Genomic DNA, 22,707 nt, shown 5'->3' with positions numbered 1-22,707 from the left:
ACCTTCAGGTTGCTTTTTTACTTTCGGAAAAAAGTCTTCCGGAATTTTTTTAGTCTTTGGAGCGGATTGGACCGAATCAACACTTTCATCAATCCCGGAAAAAGTCGGTTGAGGGCCACCGTGTAACGCTCAGAACCTCCCACAACAAATTCCTCCTTCTCTTTCTCCAATCCTAATAAAATCCCCTTAGCACAGCGAATTGGATCCATTCCATCTGCCAATGCATTTTGCATTTTCCCACTGGTACTTCCATCTCCACGAAGTCCAGCCACGGTGATGTTGGTTTGGATAAATCCCGGAATGACGATGTGAATAAATAGTCCCGAACCGTGAGTTTCAGCTCTTAGGGAATCAAAGTACCCCTGAATGGCATGCTTCGAAGCTGCATAAGCGGCTAGTTTGGGTACACCGTATTTTCCACTAAGACTGGAAGTAAGCACCAAATGAAGTGGGTTTTCCGGGGTTCTAAGTTTCAGTAGCTCTTTGGAAATCGCAACCGGCCCCCAGAAATTGATATCCATAATTTTTCGCTCCACTTCAAGTTTGCACTCAGTGACCAAATCACGGACAGACATCCCGGCATTCAAAAACACATAGTCCAAGCCACCAAAGATTTGCCACGCTTGACTAGTTTTTCCTGGGAGTGCGGAAATTTCTTCGACATCGAGTGACAAAACTTCAATTTTAGATTTGGGAAATGATGATTTCAGCTCAAGGAGCTTTGATTCATTTCTTGCCGACAGGATCAGGTTTGCACCTTTTTCAGCCAATAGCCTTACCAAGCCTTCTCCAATTCCGGAGGAAGCACCGACAATCCAAATCCGTTTTGTGTCCCAAAAGTCCATAGCCGATGGTTTACTTCTATCCTAATTTAACTCCCATTTTTCCATTTTTGGATTTGGCTCTAGCATTGTGAGTTGAAGAAATTATATTTGTCGGATTGTTTAGACTTTTTAAGGTCGATTCGATCAGATTTTGACAAGTAAATCCAAATAAGGATCGGCTTAATCCCGATCAGAACTTTAGAATTCAACCATCCGATAAATGAAATACAACCGCATTCTGCTCAAACTCAGTGGAGAAGCCTTGATGGGCGATAAAAACTACGGTATCGACCCTTCCCGTCTTCAACAATATGCCGATGAAATCCGAAAAGTGAAAGATATGGGCGTGGAGATTGCCATCGTGATCGGTGGGGGAAATATTTTCAGAGGAGTACAGGCAGAAAAATCAGGAATTGACCGCGTGCAAGGAGATTACATGGGAATGTTGGCTACCCTGATCAATGCGATGGCTTTGCAAAGTGCCTTGGAACAAAACCACATGTTCACCCGCCTGATGTCGGGCATCAAGATCGAAAGCGTCTGCGAACCGTTTATCCGCAGGAGGGCCATCCGTCACCTAGAAAAAGGTAGAATTGTGATTTTTGGTGCAGGAATCGGTAATCCCTACTTCACTACTGATTCTACAGCCGCCCTTCGAGCCATCGAAATCGAAGCGGATGTTGTGCTCAAAGGAACTCGCGTGGACGGTGTTTATACAGCAGATCCCGAAAAAGATAAATCAGCTACGAAATACAACAACATTACCTTCTCAGAAGTCTATGAGAAAAATTTGAGTGTGATGGACATGACTGCCTTTACACTCTGCCAGGAAAACAACTTGCCGATCATCGTATTTGATATGAACAAGGCCGGCAACCTAAGTAAACTTGTACAAGGAGAAGAAATCGGAACATTGATCACCGCATAATCCAGAATAAAATCATGGAAGAAATCGAGTTATTCCTAGACGAAGCAAAAGAACTGATGCAAAAAGCTGTAGATCATACTGCAGCTGAATTGGTAAAAATCCGCGCCGGCAAAGCAATGCCTAACCTATTGGACGGCATAATGGTGCAATACTATGGATCCCCTACTCCATTGAACCAGGTATCCTCCGTAACTACTCCTGATGCGAGAACTCTTGCCATCAAACCTTTCGAACGAAATCTGATTTCAGAAATCGAGAAGGCAATCATCAATTCAGATTTGGGCCTTGCTCCTCAAAACAACGGAGAAATCATCATTCTGACGATTCCTGCTTTGACAGAAGAGCGTCGAATCAACTTGGTAAAACAAGCCAAACAGGAATGTGAAACCGGCAAAATCTCCATCCGAAGCATCCGAAAAGACACCAATGAATCCCTGAGAAAACTTCAAAAAGATGGGGCTTCTGAAGATGCGGTCAAGCGAGCCGAAGACCAAGTGCAAAAACTCACAGATCAGTTTTCTGCGAAAATCGAAGAGCTGCTTGCCAAAAAGGAATTGGACATCATGAAAGTCTGATTTCGGCAAATTGTTAGAACACAAAACCCGGCTTCCTTCCAGTTGCCGGGTTTTGTGTTTTTAGTCCTCAAAGTTGACATCAATAAAGGTCGCGATCCCAAACAAAGGTCCACTTCTTAAGTATTTTCCATTTTCAAAGGCTACACCCAACTCTAGCCTGAATATCCTGAACAGATTATCCAGCGAATACCCGATTTCGGTGTAGTGCGGGGAGTTTTCGGTTTTAAGGTAATTGACAAAGATGTTTTCCCTCAACCCCGAAAACCTCAGCATGGGCAATTGGGTCAGCAAAAACTTTCTGAACTGGTAGTGTGCAATCCCTGAAATGAAAGACGAATTGGTGCTGTATTTATAATAATCCATAAACCGGTAATTGGACGCCGGACCAAAGTTTGAAAAGATGGTTCGGTTGCCTCCAAAATGCTTGAAGTCCTGAAAATAAACCCGGTCATTGTTGAGAAATGTCCCCGCGGTAACATTGAAATCCAGCTTCCCGCTTACTCCAAACTTGACATCGTGCTTTAATCCCACTTCGACCAAGTCAAATTTGCTGGCATCTGAAGCACCGAAAAATCCCGGAAAAGCTTTTTGATAAGTAAAAGTCAACAAGGGCGATCGTTCATAGTTTGGCGATTTCCTTCCGTCACGGATGGTATACGTCAAGCCCGGTCTCCATTCCAAAGAGGCGTTAAGTTTGGCAATTTGGTTGTTTTGAAATACTTCATCACCAGCCTCTACATTGTCGGGACGGTTAGGGGTATATTCCCTCTCAGGCTTATTATAGAATGAATAATCCGACGTATTGAACAATTCCCTTCGCTCGGCCCAAGTAAAGTTTACCCGATAGGTGAGTCCATAATTTACCCGATGCGACCAATATGCTCTTACAAAATCCTGTTCGTAGAGCTTCATATAGTTTTTTCGGACCAACAAGGAATAGGCCGCATTGACTTGCTCCTGGATGGGATCATCCGAATTGAATTGGTAGATGTACCTTCCACCCTCCAATCCCCAAGTCTGTCCGGAAGTCGGCTGAGTATGTGACCAACGGAAATTGACTTTGCCGTAAAACCGGTCACTGGAAAACCCATATCGAAGCTCAGGCTCGATGTTGAAACTCTTTCGGATTCTGTTTACGCTGTCTGCAAGCTTGACTTCTGAATATTTCCGGTAGAAAAAGCCCATTCCTACTTTCCATCCTTCCACCGTGTTAAAGGAGATTTTGGTCAGATTCTGTTTAAAACCAACCGAGACACCTTTTCCAAAGGAATAGGAACCACCTGTCAAAACCTCAAGTGGCTTGAATCCGGATCTTGCCTTTTTTGCTACCGAATCCACCTCACTCAGCTTGGCCACTTCTACTGTCGCTAGGCTATCGTCTCGCTTGTACCCCTCGATTTCCTTCAATGTCAACGGAACCGGCCGAATGCTGTCCCAATAGCTCAAGTCTCGTTTTTTCGCCAATGTATCAATGCTGTAATATCGCTCTGAAACGACATCCTGTTTTTCGGCAACCTGCTCCTCTTTCAAGGCAGCCTTCTCATATTCATTCAACAGCTTCCGGTATTCTTTTCTTGTCTTGGGCTCTTCGCTTGCCAACTGCTCCAAGGCTGAAACCGACTTTTTGAATTTTGTAGCATCCTGAGGTACATCCTGTACTTTTTCATCAATGATTTCAGGAACTTTCACCAAATCCGGATTGAGCGTCACCTCATAATCCCTAGTAGAGGCCAGATATTTGAATTCTCCCTCAAAACCAAAAATCTTCCCTCCAAACGTGTAACTGTGAGTCAGGGGCATCCAGACATTTTCAGCTACTGGGGCATATTGTTGCTTGGCTGAAATCTGAAAACCAAAAAGTGAAGTCCGCAAATCCAGACTGTGGATAGCCCAAAGATCCTCTATGATGTAGATATAGCCTTCGAAAACCCGCTCTCCCCTTGATCTTGGGGTTACCTTGATTTTGCTGACCATGACATTTTGGTCAAAAAAGCTGCCTTCGTACTTAAACTGATAATAGGTAAAAGCAGACCTGGACAAGGGAGAAATAATTTCATTGATCTGGTCCTGATAGAATGAGGTTTGAATATAAGGCGCAGGGGAAGTTCCTTGATTGTCTCCGTTGGTTCGGATAGAAATGACCCGTTCTTCCACCTTGTCAGGTAGTGTAAAAATAATCCGGGAGACAGATTCGGAGGTGTAGGCCTCATTTAACTTCAGCCCCTCTTCTTCCAAGGTCTTTTTCATAAAAAAAGGAGCATCCGTCAACTGACCAGTCCCTTTTAAATAAACGGTAGTGGAGTATTTTTGAAGCTGAAGACGATGATACTTTGCTTTTGAAATGGCCTTCCGCATAATGGTGAGCGCCGGATCTTCGGCACCGGCCCGTACTTCCACTTCACTGAGGTTGTAAATCTGTGGCTCTAACACAAAGTCCAAGGTCACCCAGGCATCTTTGACTTCTACCGTTTCCAGTCGGGACTTGTAGCCCAGATATTGGACAATGACATCATAATAACCCGGCTTAAGCTTGAATTCGTAAAGCCCATTTTCATTGGTAGGCACCCCATCCTCCAAATTCCGGATGTAAACCGAGGCAAATGGTAGGGGTGCATTTTCTACAGTTACTACTTTTCCTTTGATACCCTGACCAAACAAGGCATTGTGAAAAGCAAAAAGAAACAATACCAAAGAAAGAACTGAGAAGCGAATCTCTGATTTCATAAAAGTTGGTTTAACTAGATAAATATAGAGATGCCTCGACAAACGATAAGGTTGCTTGGCCGGTTTTTACATGTTTTAGGAATTGAAGAAAATTATTTAACTATTTCTGATTAGTTATTTTATTCATCTGGTATGAACTGCAGAAATACCGAAACGAAACTCTTCTGAAATAATTTTTTTAAACCATCACACTTTTTTAAAAATTTTCAAAATGTTGATTCTAAGCCAGAAACAGAGATTCGATGAAGCAATGAAATTTTCATTTATTTAATAAAAAGTAAATTTTTTAAGTTTCTTCAAACGGAAAACGTTTTCCATTGATTTCCTATCAACAAAATAAAACATTTGTTAATTAATCGTCAAATAATATATAATTCTGTTGGAAATAGATTTTTTGAGTGAGTACGGGGGCATTTGTTAATAATTGCAAAATCAAAAATTTCACATCACTTTGCTTGAGAAATTAAGTACTCATACCTATTTCGCTTTTTTCAAAAACAAAAAACCCTATGAGCAATTATTTACCAAAACTCAAGTCGTTGATGCTTGCTTTTGCACTTGTACTAAGTGTGATGGCAACTGTTAACGCCCAAAACCGCACCATTTCAGGTACAATCCTGGATGCTGCTCTTGGAGACCCTGTTCCTGGCGCCACTGTACTTGTCAAAGGTACGACCCGAGGCACAGCTACTGACCTGGATGGTAAGTTTACCCTCCAACTCCAGGCAGGTGATCAAACACTAGTGGTTTCTTTCGTGGGTTACTTAACCCAGGAAATCGAAATCGGTAACCAAACCACCATCACTGTAAATCTTGAAGAAGACATTCAAAGTCTCCAGGAAGCTGTGGTTATTGGTTATGGTTCACAGGACAAAAAGGAAATTACTTCTGCTGTTGTAGGTGTAAAGCCGGAAGACTTCAACAGAGGTAACATCACTAACCCTGCTCAGTTGCTTCAAGGTAAAGTTGCCGGTCTTTCTATCACCAGACCAGGTGGTAACCCTAACAACGGTTTTACTGTACGTCTGAGAGGTCTATCTACTTTCGGTGCCAACTCATCTCCTCTAATCGTATTGGATGGTGTAATTGGTGCATCGATTGAAAACGTTGACCCTAACGACATTCAGTCCATCGATGTATTAAAGGACGGTTCGGCAGCAGCTATTTATGGTGCAAGAGGTTCTTCAGGTGTTATCTTGATCACTACTACCAAGCAAGGCAAAAAAGAAGGTACAACCAATGTAAACATCAACACCTTCGGTACAATGGATCAGGCTACTAATCTAATCCCTGTTCTTTCTCCGGAAGAATTTGTGGCTAGAGGCGGTACTGATTTCGGAAGCAAAACAGATTGGAGAGATGAATTGATTGACAATGCTTTCTCTTACACTACCAACGCAAGTGTTTCCGGAAGCTTTGGAAACTCCAATTACATGGCTGCTGTTAACTATCGTGATAACAACGGTATCGTGAACGGTGTAGGAAACGAAAGATTGAACACTCGTTTGAACCTGTCTCAGGGAGCATTGAACAACAGATTGAGATTGAATATCAATTTGTCCTTCACCAATGTAGACTCTGAGTCTATCAATGATGCTGCATTTCGATATGCGACCATCTACAACCCAACTGCTCCTATTACTGAGTCCACTGAAACAGCGATTAACAGATTCGGTGGGTATTTCCAGAGAGACTTGTTTGACTTCTACAACCCTGTCGCTTTGGCTAAACAGCAAAAGTTCGTAGGTGAGACTAAAACAGCCTTAACTTCATACAGAGCGGAGTTCGACATTCTTTCCAACTTGACTTTGACTGCACAGTATTCTCAGGACAGAAGAAATACACTTTCAGGTGGTTTCTGGTCTTTGCAAGACTTCCAGGTAGGTATTGGTGCTACAGGTTCTGCTGAAAGGAACACTTTCGACCGAAAGCAGCGAATCTTCGAATCAACCTTGAGATACGAAACTGACCTCAGTGACAAATTAAACATGACCCTCTTGGGTGGTGTAGGTGTACAATACACTACCAACCAAGGATTCAATGCAAGAGTAAGACAATACCTGTTTGACTTGGGATGGAATAACTTGGGTGCTGGCGCTATCCGTGTCGGTAACAATACCAACGTTTCCTCTTTTGCCAATGAAGATCAGTTGAACTCAGTGTTCGGTAGAGCAAACTTCAACTGGGACAATATCGTTTTCGTTTCAGCGTCTGTTAGATCAGAAACGTACTCAGGTTTTGGTGAAAATAACCAGACTGGTATCTTCCCAGCATTCTCTGTGGGTTCTGACTTCACCCAAGTTTTTGATATGGGTCTGTTTTCTCAGTTCAAGCCTAGAGTTTCTTATGGTGTAACTGGTAACCTTCCTCCATCTCCAACCTTGGCTTTGGGTGTGTACGGCAACGGAAACAGAATTGACCTTGACGGTGATCCGCTGACTCAAAATGACATCTTTGTTGGTATCAACCAGTTTTCCAATCCTAATAAAGATTTGAAGTGGGAGACAAAGAAAGAATTCAACGTAGGTATTGACTTCGGCATCTGGGACAATAAAGTAACAGGTAGCGTGGATTACTACACCAGAAATATTTCTGACTTGTTGTTCAACGTTCCGGTTGCAACTGGTGCTCCAAACCCGTTTGATCCAGGAAGATTCAACACTGCTTCTTCTACTTGGGTAAACCTTGCTGACTTGAGAGCTGCAGGTTTCGAATTTGCAGTAGGTGTGACACAGATTGGAAAAGGCGCCTTGAAGTGGACTCCAAATTTAAACTTCACCATCTATGACAAGACTACCATTGAAAGCTTGTCAAACGGTGACCTTGGTTTTGAAGAATTGAGATTTGCAACTCCAGGTTCTCCAGGTCAGAATAACAACCCAATCATCTACAACCGAGTTGGACAAACTTTGGGTGATATTTACGGTCCAAAACTGAATGGATTAACTGAAGACGGACAGTACATTCTCTCTACCACAGACCCTAACCAGTTCGAAAAATTGGGTAACGGTCTTCCAAAAGGTGAGTTTGGTTTTGCTAACAATTTGATGTGGGGACAGTGGAACCTAAGCTTCTTCCTTAGAGGTGCATGGGGTCACGATCTATACAACTCCTACAGAGGTTTCTATGAGAATGCTGACCCAGCATCCAACACTTGGAACTCTGTAATCACGGACAAAACTCCAACAAACCCATTGGTAGTATCTACTCCTACTTTCAACAGTTCAGTAGTTGAGGATGCTTCTTTCATCCGTCTGGACAACATGGAATTGGGGTACAATGTGAAGACCAAATCAGCAAATCTGAGCTCATTGAGATTCTATGCAGCTGCTCAGAACTTATTTACCATCACAAATTACACTGGTATCGATCCTGAAGTGAGAACTAACGACTCAGAAAACGGAGACGCGTTCACATCTGCACTTTCTCCAGGTATTGAGCGTAGAAATACTTATTTCCAAACGCGTTCATTCACGCTTGGTGTAACTGTAAACTTTAAATAACCGATCAAATTCTACAGATATGTTTAAATCAATTAGTAAAATCTGTTTGATGCTCCCATTGGTTTTCGCCGTGGGTGCATGTCAAGAACTGGAGCAGGAGGTATTGGACGGGGTGACATCGGAGGATATTGCAAATAGCACCAACCCAAATTTGATTAATGTCCTTAAAGCTTCTGCTTACTCTCGTATTGTAGGTTCTTGGGGTGGCCATAACAGTATTTGGTCAATTCAGGAAGTGTCTTCAGACGAAATGGCTATTCCTCAAAAAGGTGCTGACTGGGAAGACGGTGGTCAGTGGATCAGAATGCACAGACACACTTGGAATCCACAGGAAGAATCATTCAACAACTCCTGGAACTATTGCTATTCTGCAATTGGTGAAATCAACAACCTGTTGATTCAATATCCGGATGTGGCTGCTTTGAATGCTGAATTGAAGGTGCTTAGAGCATTGGTTTACCTTTGGCTAATCGACTCTTTCGGTAACGTTCCAATCATTGAAGAAACCTCCATTGGCGGTAATCCTACCAACAACACCAGAGCCGAAGTTTTTGCTTTCATCGAGAAATCGATCAAGGACAACATGGATCAACTGGTGAAAGAGGATACCAAAACCACTGTAAACTACTACACTGCTCAGGCGATGCTGGCAAAGCTTTACTTGAATGCCGGAATTTACACCGGTACACCAAAGTGGGCTGAAGCTGAAGCTGCTGCGGATGCAGTAATCAACAGCGGTAAGTATTCTTTGTCTTCAAACTTCTTTGCTAACTTCTCCGAGCGTAACGGTGGTTCAACTGAAAACATTCTGACTCTTCCTTATGATCAGAACAACGCAGGTGGATTTAACCTTCCTCAGATGACTTTGCACTACCTGAGCCAAAGAACATATAACCTTCAGGAACAGCCTTGGAATGGTTATGCTTCATTGGAAGAATTCTACAACAAATTTGATGACAAAGATGTAAGAAAGAATTCCTTCCTTGAAGGTCCTCAGTTTGCTTCTGACGGAACTAGACTGAACGATATCTCAGCTGAAGCAACTGATCCGGATGGTCAGCCACTGACTTTCACTCCTCAAATCAACATGTTGGCACCAAATGCCTTCAGACAAGCGGGTGTAAGGGTAGGTAAATTCGAATTTGCATCAGGTGCAGCTTCCAGCTTGAACAACGATTATCCGTTGATCCGTTTGGGAGACATCATCCTGATCAAAGCAGAAGCTGCTTTCCGTCAGGGAAAAACTGCTGCCGCATTGACTGCAATCAACCAGATCAGAAAAAGAGCAAATGTGAGCGAATACACAACGCTTACATTGGATAACATCTTCGATGAGAGAGGTTTTGAAATGTTTGCAGAGGCAAGCAGAAGAACTGACCTGATCCGTTTTGGAAAGTGGAATTTGCCTTGGTGGGAGAAGCAGGCTTCTCAGCCATTCAGAGCATTGTTCCCAATCCCTCAAAACCAGATCAATGCTAACCCGGCTTTGAAACAAAATCCAGGTTATTAATCCATACTGAATTAATTTTGAAAGGAAGTGTGCTTCGGTACACTTCCTTTTTTTTACCCAACTACCATGAAGCTAAAGAACGTATTTGTTCTCCTGTTTCTTTCACACTTTTCCTGTCAAAAGGAATCCAACACTACTGAGCCCCTTTTTCGGCTTCTCTCAGAATCCGAATCAGGTATTACCTTCAGGAATGAACTTTCCTATACCGAAAAAGTGAATCCCTACACTTTTCGAAATTTTTACAACGGAGCTGGAGTAGCTCTTGGGGATATCAACAACGACGGATTGACCGACATTTTTCTAGCTGGCAACCAAACCTCCAACAAACTCTACCTAAATCAGGGAAACCTGAAATTCAAAGACATTACCGATCAAGCTGGGCTAAACTCCACCGGCTATTGGTCCACCGGAGTCAGCATGGCCGATGTCAACGGCGACGGACTTCTGGATATTTACGTCTGCAAATCCGGGCCTTCCGGAGGAGAAAAGCGTCACAATGAATTGTTCATCAATTCCGGAAATCTCACTTTTTCCGAAAAATCGAACGAATTTGGACTAGCTGAAACCGGGCTCTCTCAGCACGCCGTTTTTTTTGACTTGGACAAAGACGGAGATTTGGACATGTATCTCCTGAGCAATTCAGGCCGGTCGGTAGGAATCTATGATTTACGGGAAGGACAGCGGGAAATCCGCGATCCGGAAGGCGGAAATAAACTGTTCAGAAATGACGGGGACAGGTTTATCGACATCTCCGAGCAAGCTGGAATCTATGGCAGCGCGATTGGATATGGGCTTGGGGTAACGGTGGCAGATTTGAATCGGGACAACTGGCCGGATCTTTACGTATCCAATGATTTTTTTGAACGGGACTACCTCTACCTAAACAATCAAGACGGCACATTCTCAGAGATTCTTCCTGACGTTTTGCCCGAAATCAGCATGGGAAGTATGGGGGCCGACATCGCGGATCTGGACAACGATACCCGGCCAGATATCTTCGTGACTGAAATGCTCCCTCATGATTTGGCAAGGGTCAAAACTAAAACCCCTTTTGAAGATTGGGATAAATATCAGAAAAATGTCAACGCCGGATATCACCATCAGTTTACCCGAAACACACTGCAACGGAACCTGGGATTCAGACCCGGAACCGACACACCGGTTTTTACTGAAATCGCAAGATTGGCTGGAGTGGAAGCCACAGACTGGAGTTGGGGAGCCCTGATTTTTGACGCAGACAATGACGGCATGAAGGATATTTTCGTGGCTAACGGGATTGTCAAAGACCTCACCGATTTCGACTTTGTGGATTTTTATGCCAATAACCAGGAGAACGTGGAGGCTTTCCGAAAAGACTCCGTTTTGGTGACAAAAATGATAGACGCCTTCCCCTCTATCCCACAGCAAAACTTTCTGTTCAAAAACGGCGGCAATTGGAAGTTTGAAAATCAGGCCGGAAATCTGGGTTTGGATCAACTGACTTTCAGCACCGGTTCGGCCTACGGGGATCTGGACAATGACGGTGATCTCGATCTGGTGGTCAACAACCTGAACGAGCGAACCTTTCTCTATCAAAATACCAGTTCGGAATCCAAGAAAGGGAATTACCTGACGCTGGACTTGGGAAAAGCCTTTGGCGCGAAAGTGACAGCTTTTGCAGCAAATCAAACTTTCTTCCAGGAATACCAGCCGGTAAAAGGCTACATGTCCTCCGTGGATCCCAGAATTCATCTTGGCTTGGGGTCCATTACCCGATTGGATTCGCTCCAAATCCTTTGGCCTGAGGGAAAAATCACCATGCTAACCGGCGTCGAAACCAACCAAACCTTGAAGCTTTCCCCCGGATCGGATGCCGTTAGTTGGGAAAAACCAAACCTTGTCACCAATCCCCTCTTCCAACAATCGGAAACCATCATTCCATTCCGGCATCGGGAAAGTGACTTTATCGACTTTGATCGGGACAGGCTCCGATTTTGGATGATCAGCAATGAAGGCCCAAAAGCGGCCAAAGCAGATGTCAACGGAGACGGACAGGAAGACTTGTTTATTCCCGGTGCAAAAGGTCAGGCTTCAGAATTGCTGCTTCAAAAATCCAATGGGGAATTTTCCAACCCAAAAAATTCCCCCTTCGCAGAGGACAGCATTTCGGAAGACGTGACGGCTCACTTCTTTGATGCAAATGGCGACACCTTTCCGGATTTGATCGTGGGAAGTGGAGGGATCGAATTCCCGGATTATTCCGGAAACTATTCCGACCGACTCTACCTTAACGACGGAAAAGGCATCTTCAAAAAATCAGCTCAGGCCTTCTCGCCAACTCCAACTTCATTCCTTCTTTCCTATGATCTGGATGAAGACGGCGATTTGGATCTGCTCTCAGGAACCCGTTCCGTTCCCTTTGCTTATGGAATACCGACAGGCTTACAGGTATGGGAAAATGACGGTCGGGGAAATTTCAAGGAAATTGCTGCCCAACTGAATGCCGAACTCACCAAACTGGGTTTGTTGACTTCCGGAGCTCTGGAGGATTTGGACGGAGATGGAAAAGCAGAGCTTATTCTGGCAGGTGAGTGGATGTCCATTCGCATTTTTTCTTTTTCGAAGGGAAAAATGCTGGAAAAAACTTCCGCTTTTGGATTTGAAAATACACAAGGGCTTTGGAACTGCCTGCTCGTCAAAGACGTGAATGGAGACGGAAAGCCGGATATTCTAGCCGGAAATCAGGGATTGAATACTCGGCTGAGAACCTCGGAGACTTCCGAGTTGCGGATGATTGTCAATGACTTTGATCAAAACGGAGCCCTGGATCACCTACTTTCTCAATACGAAAATCAAAAAACCATTCCCTGGATCCTAAAGCCAGCTCTCATTCGGCAAATCCCCTCTTTGCGCAAACAGCTTCTCACCTATGAATCCTACCAAAATAAGACCTTGGAGGAGCTTTTCCCGGAGGCTGTTTGGGCAAATTCTTTAACTTTGCGTGCTCATACCCTGGAAACTACGCTCTGGATCAATGCAGGAAATGGACAGTTCAGTTCTACTCCGTTACCGATTGAAATTCAGTCTGCGCCGGTGCATTCGATCTTGGCAATGGCAAGTAAATCAGGACTTCCCTATTTGATCTTTGGAGGAAATCAAAGTCGGATCAAGCCGGAACTCGGTTCTCAACTGGGAAGTTATGGTTGGGTCCTGGAACCCCTTGCAACCAATCAATGGAAAACAATGCTTCCCGAACAAAGCGGACTGTTTGTCCCTGGAGAGATCCGAAGCATGATTCAAATCAATATTGAAAACAAACCAAACTTAGTCGTTTTAAGAAATAATGAAACACCGCTCGTTTTTGAAATACGTTAGTATTCTGCTCTTTACACTAGTCTTCGCCTGTCAATCTCCATACGAAAAAATGGAGTCGGAACAGCTTGCCTCAGGAAAAGTGGTCAATGATATTTTCCTTGGACTGAAGTTTGGTATGAGCCAAAAGGATTTTTTTGAAACCTGTTGGGCACTGAACAAGAAGGGATTGCTTACCAATGGCCCGACCGAGCTTTCTGTAGAATATCAAGCGAAAATGCCCTCGGGAAATCCCGCCAGAATGCGGTTTTATCCAAAATTTGAAGAAGATAAAATCTACCTGATGCCGGTGGAATTCACCTACGACGCCTGGGCACCCTGGAATGAAGATCTCACTGCAGAAAAGCTTCGTGAAGATGTGGTGAAGCTGTTTGAAGAATGGTATGGTCCCGGTTTCATCGAGGTGACCAACGAGGACAAAAGCCAGATTGCCTTCGTTAAAATCGACGGCAATCGAAGAATCCGGATTTTCAAAAAACATATCTCCGTCGTTAGGGCAGAAATTTCTGACCTTCCGATTGAGAAAAAATTAAAAGGGATCAAAGCCTCATAAAATACCTACGAGAAGTCATTCTCTCAATGGGAGATGATTATCAAGGTAATTCAAAATGGCCGCTTTAAGAGAATATTAATCCTATGAAAAACTACCTTGCCAGTCTTCTTTTTCTGAGTTTGATTTTTTCCTGTACCCAGAAAGAAAAGGAAAAAAAAGCCACGCTTTTCGAAGAAATTCCAGCGACCAGTTCGGGGGTTGACTTTCGAAATGACCTGAGCTTTGACGAGGAATTCAATGTGTTCACCTACCGAAATTATTACAATGGAGGTGGTGTAGCCATTGGGGATGTGAACAACGATGGACTGGCAGATCTCTATTTCACGGCAAATCTCGGCCCCAACAAGCTTTATTTAAACAAAGGCGATTTCAAGTTTGAGGATGTCACCGATAAAGCTGGAGTAGCAGGAACCCGTGCATGGAGTACAGGCGTGGCCATGGCGGATGTCAATGGGGATGGCTGGATGGACATCTACGTTTGCAATTCCGGGGACATTTCCGGTGACAATAAGCAAAACGAACTCTTCATCAACCAAGGTGACGGAACATTCAAAGAGCAGGCGGAAGCTTATGGTCTTGCTGATCAGGGTTTCTCCACTCATGCCGTCTTTTTCGACTATGACAAGGACGGGGACTTGGATGTGTACCTCCTCAACAACAGCTACCAAGCCATTGGCACCTTCAACAAAATGCAAAATGAGCGGATCAAACGCGATCCGGTCGGAGGAGACAAACTTTTCCGAAATGACGGGGAAAAATTCACCGATGTCAGCGAGGCTGCCGGAATCTATGGTTCGGTGATCGGATTTGGTTTGGGAATCACCATCGGTGATGTCAATCAGGACACCTGGCCAGACATCTTTATTTCGAATGACTTTTTTGAAAAAGACTACCTCTATATCAACAATCAGGATGGCACATTCACGGAATCCTTGGAGACGGCCATGCGCTCAATCAGTGCAGCATCGATGGGTGCAGACATTGCCGACATCAACGGAGACGGACTGCTGGATATTTTTGTGACAGACATGCTTCCGGAGCCTCAGGCTCGGTTGAAGCAGGTGACCACTTTCGAAAACTGGGACAAATTCCAGTTCAACAAGACACACGGCTACCACTATCAGTTTTCCCGCAACATGCTGCACATCAACAACGGTGACGGCACCTTCAGCGAAATGGGAAGGCTAGCCAACATGGAAGCGACAGACTGGAGTTGGGGAGCATTGATATTCGACATGGACAATGATGGGCTCCGGGATCTGTTCGTAGCCAACGGCATCTACCAGGACATCACGGATCTTGACTACCTCAACTTCATCGACGATGAGGAAACAAAGATCAAAATCATCTCTCAGGAAGGCGTTGACTACAAAGCGCTGATCGATCCGATTCCGATCACTCCCATCCCCAACTATGCCTACCGCAACCTCGGAGATCTGAAGTTTGAAAATGTGGCTGATGACTGGGGATTGGGGCAGCCCATTCACTCCAACGGTGCGGCCTATGGCGACTTGGACAATGACGGAACCCTTGATCTGGTGGTCAGCAATGTGAACAATCCTGCCCAAATCTTCAAAAATCAGGGGAAAACCCTGCATCCCGAAAAACATTCCATTCAGTTTCAGCTGGTAGGAAAAGGAAAAAACACCCTAGCCATCGGCACACAAATCCGGGTGAAAGCGGGAGGAAAATCCTTTTACCTGGAGCAAATGCCGAACAGGGGGTTCCAGTCTTCGGTAGACCCGAAATTAACCTTGGGATTGGGAGAACTTACGCAGGTGGAATCCATTGAAGTGCTCTGGCCGGACGGAAAATACAGTGAGCTGAAAAATCAGCCCACTGGAAAACTTTTGACTTTGAAATGGGAGGATGCGGTTGATCTTCAGGCTGGAAAATCCTTCTTTGCCACTCCTGCTCCCGGTCAGTTTTCCAAAGTGGACAACCCGGGTTTGGATTTTGTCCATGCAGAAAATTCCTATGTGGATTTTGACCGGGATCGCCTGACCTACCACATGTTTTCAACCGAAGGACCTGCGTTTGCCAAAGCAGATGTCAATGGGGATGGGTTGGATGACCTGTTTTTTGGAGGAGCAAAGACCTTTTCCGGAAAGCTCTATTTGGGCGACCGATCCGGAAAATTCAGGGAAAGTCCCCAAAAGTCATTTGAGGAAGATGCGCTTTCCGAGGATACCGATGCCGTATTTTTTGATGCGGACGGGGATAAAGATCTCGATCTTTTTGTCACATCCGGGGGAAATGAATCCGGATTTGCCTCCCCTGACTTGGCTGATCGCCTTTACCTCAATGATGGCAAAGGTAGCTTTACCAAAAGCAATCAACCCTCGCTTGCGGGAATCACAGGCAGTAGCGCGGTGGTCAGAGTAATGGACCTCAACGAAGACGGTGCTTCTGATTTGTTTGTGGGCGGACGCTTGGTTCCTTTCACCTATGGTGCACCGGCAAGCAGTCAGCTTTGGGTCAATGACGGCAAAGGCAACTTCACCGAGCAGTCGGCAACCTTCGCGCCTGGATTAAAAGATTTGGGCATGGTGACCGATGCACAGGTATTGGATTACGACGGAGACGGGAAAAACGATTTGGTCGTGGTGGGTGAATGGATGGCTCCAACTTTTTTCAAAAACCAATCGGGAAAGCTGGTAAAGACCGAAATGCCGGAATTGGCAGGACTTAAAGGCTGGTACCGTGTGGTGGAAGTCGGAGATTTTGACGGCAATGGGTTACCTGACCTAGCGCTTGGGAATCATGGGAGAAACACCCGATTTAAAGCCAATATTGAGCATCCTGTTAGCCTTTTCCTCAACGACTTTGACCAAAACGGAGCCATTGAGCATGTTTTTACCCGCAAAGAAGGAAACGTACAAGTGCCCTACACGCTCAAACACGAACTCGAAAAACAGATCCCGAGCATCAAGAAAAAGTACATCAAGAATGCGGACTACAACAATCAAACCCTGAGCGATATCTTTCCGAAGGAAGTATTGGACAAGTCCATCATTCAGGAAGTAAATCACTTGGAGTCTGGTATTTTGCTCAATCAGGGCAACGGGAAGTTCGAATGGAAGTCATTCCCAACGATGGCACAGCGCTCCTGGGTTTTCGCGATTCAGGTTCTGGATCTCAACGGAGACGGGAAGCAGGATCTTATCCTTGGAGGAAATCTCGCTCAGGCGAAACCTGAAGTAGGTAAATACGATGCAAGCTATGGCGAAGTCCTGATTGGAAACGGAGACGGCACTTTCACCTTTAGTCCCAACAGAGAAAATGGTCTGAAACTGGATGGAGACATTCGCGCGTTTTCAATTTTGGACGAGAATCGGATTTTGGTGGTGAAAAACAGTGCAGCAACTGAGATTTGGACGTATTGATGCGAAAGTTTTCACCCTATTTCCTTGTTGCCTTTGGAGTGCTTGCCTTTATTTCCTGCAAAAAGGAGGAGGTAAAAGAAACTGATCCACTGTTCACCTTGCTCAGTCCCGAACAGACAGGAGTGACCTTCACCAATCAGCTGACCTCAAGTCCGGAAAACAACATTCTGGAGTACCTCTATTTCTACAACGGTGGCGGAGTGGCGGCCGGCGATATCAACGGAGACGGATTAGTCGATCTGTATTTCACCGGCAATCAAGTTCCCAACAAACTCTACCTCAACAAGGGAAATTTTAAGTTTGAAGACATCACCGAATCCGCGGGAGTCGCCGGAAATGGCGGCTGGTCCACCGGAGTAACCATCGCCGATGTGGATGGAGACGGCAAGCTGGATATTTACGTTTGCCAGGTCGGAGAATTACCCGGACAATCCGGAAAAAACAAACTTTACCTCAATCTGGGAGAGGGAAAATTCCGGGAAGCAGCCGAAGAATTCGGGGTCGATTTTAGGGGATTCAGCACGCATTCAGTTTTTTTTGATTACGACCGGGACGGAGATTTGGATCTCTACCTGCTCAATCACAACGTCAAATCTCCGGAAGTTTTTGCAAAGGCCGAAAACCGATTTAAACCCGATCCTTCCGGCGACAAGCTCTTCAAAAACCTGGCTTCCGAAGGCAAAACCGGGTTTGAAGATGTCACCGAAACTTCCGGGATTTTCTCCAGCATTCTGGGCTTTGGCTTGGGAGTAAGCGTTGAAGATTTCAATGAAGATGGCTGGCTGGATATTTATGTATCCAATGATTTTACTGAAAACGATTACCTCTACCTCAACCAACAGGACGGCACTTTTCGGGCGGCTTTAGCCGAACTCATCCCCTCCACCAGCCGATACAGCATGGGCAATGACGCGGCGGACCTGAATGGAGATGGCTTGCCTGAAATTTTCACCACAGACATGCTCCCAGAAAATCCGGAGATCTGGATGAAATCAGTAGGTGAAGACAAAGCAGAAGTCTATCAGATCAAAAATCAGTTTGGCTATCAGGATCAGTACGTCCGCAACCACCTCCAAGTCAACTTGGGCAAGGGACAGTTTTCCGAAATCGCCCTTTACTCCGGTGTCCATGCCTCCGACTGGAGTTGGTCGCCTCTGATTTTCGACATGGACAATGATGGCCTTTCGGATATTCATGTCACCAACGGGATTGTCAAGCGTCCCAATGACCTGGACTTTATCCAGTATTCTCAGGAGGCTGATGCCAGCACCCCTTTGGCTGATCTTAGGAAAAAACAGATCGACATGCTCCCTAGCTTGAAGATTTCCAATTTTGCCTGGAGAAATCAAGGGAATTTGGAATTCAAAAACGAAGCAAAACCTTTGGGACTTGATCAGGAAAGCTACTCTAACGGCTCGGCCTATGCTGATCTGGACAATGACGGCGACTTGGATTTGGTCATCAATAACCTGGACCAACCGGCCTTTCTGTATCAAAACACCTCGGAAAAGAACGGTAACCATTATTTAAGGATTGACTTGAAAGGTTCCGAAAAAAATCCCTTGGGAATTGGAGCTCAAGTGAGCCTTTATTCAAGTGAGAAAAGTTGGACTCAACGCCTCAGCACTAGCCGGGGCTTTCAGTCGGGACCCTCGACGACCTTGGTCATTGGATTGGGAAAAGCCACGGTGCTTGACTCCATTTCGGTGAGTTGGCCAGAGGGTGAGCGGGAAGTCTTCCCTGGTACTCCTGTCAATCAATCCGTAACTCTTCAAAAAGGATCAGGAAAAGCTACTTTCGCCAATAAAAACCTTCTACCGGAAGCCCCTCCATTCTTTCCCGAATTTCCATGGATTCATCAGGAAAAAGATGAGGTGGATGAGCTGAAGAGGGAATACCTCGCTCCAAAAAGCTTTGCCCGAATGGGTCCCGCTCTGGCCGTTGCCGATGTGAATGGCGATGGATTGGAGGATTTGTATGTAGGCGGAGCCAAAGACCAAGCAGGTGCGATCTTCATTCAAAAGCCGGATGGAAAATTTGAAGAAGTACCCAATCCGATGTTTGCCCAACTGGCCAAAGCGGAGGATATCGTGGCAGAATTTGCGGATTTCAACGGAGACGGATTTTTGGATCTTTTCGTAGGTAGTGGGGGCAATGAATACGAGTCCGGCAACCTCTTCAACTTTGACCGGATTTTCTTCGGCAATGGGAAAGGTCAGTTCATGTTCTCGATGAATTCCCTTCCTCCAATCGGAGAAAACACCTCCTCTGTGGCCATTCATGACTTCGATGGGGACGGTGATCTGGATTTGTTTGTAGGCACCTCAGTCCAATCAGGCAACTATGGCGCCAGTCCAAAAAGCAGCCTTTTGGTCAATCAGGGTAACGGACAATTCAAAGACGAAACACAAAAATGGCTTGGTCCCGAGTTCGAATCGGGCATGGTCAATACGGCGAAGTGGGCCGATTTGGATGGAGACGGCAAAGTCGAACTCCTGCTCAGCGGGGACTGGCAGGGGATTCGGATATTTAAGCTAAGTCCGCAAAATAAACTGACGGAATCAACCCTTCCCGGACTTGAGTTTTCTTCAGGCTGGATCAATTCACTGGAAGTAGCTGACCTCAACGGAGACGGAAGACAGGATATTTTGGTGGGTAACCTGGGATTGAACAGCAAACTGAAAGCCTCCAAGGAAAAGCCCGTTTGGCTCTATCACCACGACTTCGACGGAAACGGGCAGGCAGACCTCCTGATTTTTCACTACATGGGTGAAAAACTGGTTCCGCTTGCCACGAGAGATGACCTCATCCGGCAGATTCCTGGAATCAAGCGAAAGCATGCCTCCTACAGCGAATATGCTCAAATCAGCCGTCCCGAGGATCTTTTCCCTAAAGAGGAAATCGAAAAAGCCCGAAAACTTCCTGCCTACGAGTTCAGGTCCGGAGTCTATTTCCAAACCGAAGATGGACGCTTTGAATTTGTCCCTTTCCCTTCGGAAGCACAATGGAGTCCGGTGATGGCCATGGAAATAGATTCTGTCTCGGGAACCATTTTTCTAACTGGAAACTTTTCAGGGTTCAGGGTGGACTTGGGGAAATCCATGAATCTACAACCCTCAGCTTACCGTTGGGTAAAGGATCATTGGGAAAAAGTCCCAGTGGAATCGTCTGTACCGATGAAAACTGAAATCAGAACCCTGAAGAAAATCGGGATCGGATCTGAAGTTTTCAGGCTCGGTGCCCAAAACAATGGCCCCTTAATCTGGATTCGGCAAAAAAGCTGAAGAAAATCATTTGGGGTTGAGGGCCTTCTACTTAGCTTTGACACTCATGTAAGTTGATAACAAATTCATTGACCCAATCAAGTGAATCCATTTATCACGCTTAACTCTTCAAAACCCTATATGCGTACCATTCGAATCTTACTCATTCCTGCTCTGATAGGCTTGACGGTATTCGCCTGCAAAGAGCCGGTCGATTACACTCAGGCGATCACCGATGGAAAATACTTTCATCAAGCCCAAAACCGGGTGACCGAAGTCATTATCCATGACATCTTCTCCCCTCCTGTTGCGGCTAGAATTTACTCTTATACTTCCTTGGCAGCCTATGAAGTGGCTGCTGCTACAGATCCGGCAAACTATGCTTCCTTGATGGGCCAATTGAACGGTTCCGAACCTTTGAATCTGACCGTTCCTGAAAACATCTATCCTCCATTGGCTTCATTAGCGGCCTATTATCATGTAGGGACAGCCATGATTTTCTCGGAGGAAATGATGAACGAGCATCGGGATAAAGTCTTTGCCGAACTGAAAGAAAAGGGAATCCCTGAAGATGTTTTTGAGGCTTCTGTGAAATTTGGACAGGAAGTCGGAGAAAAAATCAAGGACTACTTCAAGAAGGACAACTACCACCAAAGCCGCTCTTTTCCAAAATATACCGTAGTCAATGATCCGGCGACTTGGCAACCCACACCTCCTGCCTATATGGAAGCAGTGGAGCCGCACTGGAACAAGATCAGAACTTTTGCCTTGGATTCAGCGGCACAGTTCAAGGCCGGACCTCCACCCGCATTCTCGACAGACCCGAATTCAGAGTTTTACAAGATTGCCAAGGAAGTCTATGACGCCAAGCAAAACATGACAGACGAACAAAAAGCCATTGCCATGTTTTGGGATTGCAATCCTTACAAAATGAATGTGAAAGGGCACGTGATGTTTGCCGAGAAAAAAATCACGCCGGGTGGTCACTGGATGGGAATCGCCTCCATTGCATCAGCTGCTGCCGGAAAGGACTGGAAAGGAACCGTGGAAGCGTTTGCTTTGACAGCCATTTCGCTCAATGAAGCCTTTATTTCCTGTTGGGACGAAAAATACCGCACCAAGCTCATCCGTCCGGAGACTTACATCAATCAGCACATTGACGAGGAATGGGTTCCACTTTTGCAGACCCCTCCTTTTCCTGAACACACCTCAGGACATAGCGTAGCCTCCACCGCTGCGGCCTACACCCTAACCCAACTCTTTGGAGACGAACTGCATATCGTGGACAGTACGGAAGTGGCTTATGGACTTCCTGTCCGGGAGTTTGACGGATTTACGGAAATGGCCAAGGAAGCAGCAATCAGCCGGTTCTATGGGGGAATTCACTACATGCCTGCGATTACAGAAGGCTCTGTCCAAGGAAAGCAGGTCGGCGAACTGATCTGGCAAAAGATCTCGACCAAGCCAAAACAAGTGGCAATGAAAAAGTAAATGTTGAGTCCCGAAGAAATTCGGGACTTTTTTTATAGATAAAGCTTCTTATCCAAAATATAGTCTTCCACCTTGTCCGGCAGGAGATATTTGACAGAATAGCCTTCCTGAATGGACTTGCGGATAAAGGTCGCCGAAATATCGAGTAGCGGGGCTTCGAGGACCTTGACTTTGGGATGATCCATTCCCTTGGTTTCGCCCGGTCGGGGATAGACAAAAATCTCGTAGTTGTCCAAAATCGCCTGATGATTTTTCCACTTGGGAAAGTGGGCCAGATTGTCCGAACCTAAAAAAAGACAGAACTGATGTTGGGGATATTGGTCACTGAGGTAGGTCAGCGTATCGATCGTATAGCTGGGCTTGGGCATCCGAAACTCCACATCACTTGCCCTGAAGTGAAAATGATCCGCAATGGCCAACTCGACCATCCGGAGACGATCAAACTCATGAATCAGGGATTGTTGTTTTTTGAAGGGATTTTGTGGACTTACCACAAACCAGACCTCATCCAGATCGGAACGTTCGTAGAGGATATTGGCGATGATCAGATGCCCGACATGGATCGGATTGAAGCTTCCAAAATACAGCCCTACCTTCAT

Annotated in this window: 12 protein-coding genes; 9 read left to right on the top strand and 3 right to left on the bottom strand. The window is 45.4% G+C overall.

Features of this window, described 5'->3' with window-relative positions:
* Positions 1-17: 17 nt before the first annotated feature.
* Positions 18-845 carry an SDR family NAD(P)-dependent oxidoreductase gene (locus tag D0X99_RS03660; RefSeq protein ID WP_119476270.1) on the bottom strand — a complete coding sequence of 276 codons (828 nt, stop codon included), beginning with the start codon at positions 843-845 and terminating at the stop codon, positions 18-20.
* A gap of 199 nt (positions 846-1,044) precedes the next feature.
* Between D0X99_RS03660 and pyrH the strand changes: the two genes are divergently transcribed.
* Both pyrH and frr read left to right on the top strand, forming a co-directional pair.
* Complete coding sequence (gene pyrH / locus D0X99_RS03655; RefSeq protein ID WP_119476269.1) at positions 1,045-1,752, top strand: UMP kinase; 708 nt, start codon at positions 1,045-1,047, stop codon at positions 1,750-1,752.
* A 14-nt stretch (positions 1,753-1,766) separates the two neighbouring features.
* A complete protein-coding gene (gene frr / locus D0X99_RS03650) occupies positions 1,767-2,327 on the top strand; it encodes a ribosome recycling factor (RefSeq protein WP_119476268.1) in 561 nt (186 codons plus the stop codon).
* 60 nt (positions 2,328-2,387) lie between these two features.
* Here frr and D0X99_RS03645 read toward each other — a convergent pair whose 3' ends face one another.
* Entirely contained in the window at positions 2,388-5,051 is a 2,664-nt protein-coding gene (locus D0X99_RS03645) for a DUF5686 and carboxypeptidase regulatory-like domain-containing protein (protein ID WP_119476267.1), read from the bottom strand.
* 509 nt (positions 5,052-5,560) lie between these two features.
* Here D0X99_RS03645 and D0X99_RS03640 point away from each other — a divergent pair.
* The 7 genes from D0X99_RS03640 to D0X99_RS03610 all read left to right on the top strand — a co-directional run bounded on the left by D0X99_RS03640 (position 5,561) and on the right by D0X99_RS03610 (position 22,108).
* A complete protein-coding gene (locus D0X99_RS03640; protein WP_119476266.1) occupies positions 5,561-8,554 on the top strand; it encodes a SusC/RagA family TonB-linked outer membrane protein in 2,994 nt (997 codons plus the stop codon).
* Between the two features lie 19 nt (positions 8,555-8,573).
* Complete coding sequence (locus tag D0X99_RS03635) at positions 8,574-10,064, top strand: RagB/SusD family nutrient uptake outer membrane protein (protein ID WP_119476265.1); 1,491 nt, start codon at positions 8,574-8,576, stop codon at positions 10,062-10,064.
* Positions 10,065-10,130: 66 nt separating this feature from the next.
* The gene (locus tag D0X99_RS03630; protein ID WP_119476264.1) at positions 10,131-13,418 is read left to right on the top strand and encodes a VCBS repeat-containing protein; all 3,288 of its coding nucleotides are present in this window, start codon (positions 10,131-10,133) and stop codon (positions 13,416-13,418) included.
* 49 nt (positions 13,419-13,467) lie between these two features.
* Positions 13,468-13,968, top strand: coding sequence for a hypothetical protein (locus tag D0X99_RS03625; protein WP_119476263.1), 501 nt, complete (start codon positions 13,468-13,470; stop codon positions 13,966-13,968).
* An 83-nt stretch (positions 13,969-14,051) separates the two neighbouring features.
* Positions 14,052-17,354, top strand: a complete 3,303-nt coding sequence (locus tag D0X99_RS03620; RefSeq protein WP_119476262.1) for a VCBS repeat-containing protein — start codon at positions 14,052-14,054, stop codon at positions 17,352-17,354.
* The gene (locus tag D0X99_RS03615; protein WP_119476261.1) at positions 17,354-20,638 is read left to right on the top strand and encodes a VCBS repeat-containing protein; all 3,285 of its coding nucleotides are present in this window, start codon (positions 17,354-17,356) and stop codon (positions 20,636-20,638) included. The genes D0X99_RS03620 and D0X99_RS03615 overlap by 1 nt, the downstream gene beginning before the upstream one ends.
* 120 nt (positions 20,639-20,758) lie before the next feature.
* Positions 20,759-22,108, top strand: a complete 1,350-nt coding sequence (locus D0X99_RS03610; protein WP_119476260.1) for a vanadium-dependent haloperoxidase — start codon at positions 20,759-20,761, stop codon at positions 22,106-22,108.
* A 32-nt stretch (positions 22,109-22,140) separates the two neighbouring features.
* Here the strand turns inward: D0X99_RS03610 and nadD are convergent, their stop codons facing one another.
* On the bottom strand, positions 22,141-22,707 hold the full coding sequence (nadD, locus tag D0X99_RS03605; RefSeq protein ID WP_119476259.1) for a nicotinate (nicotinamide) nucleotide adenylyltransferase: 567 nt from the start codon (positions 22,705-22,707) through the stop codon (positions 22,141-22,143).

Source organism: Algoriphagus lacus, assembly GCF_003583985.1.
Classification (GTDB): Bacteria; Bacteroidota; Bacteroidia; order Cytophagales; family Cyclobacteriaceae; genus Algoriphagus; species Algoriphagus lacus.
The sequence above is the reverse complement of the archived record's forward strand: the minus strand, read 5'-3'. Positions and strand labels throughout refer to the sequence as shown.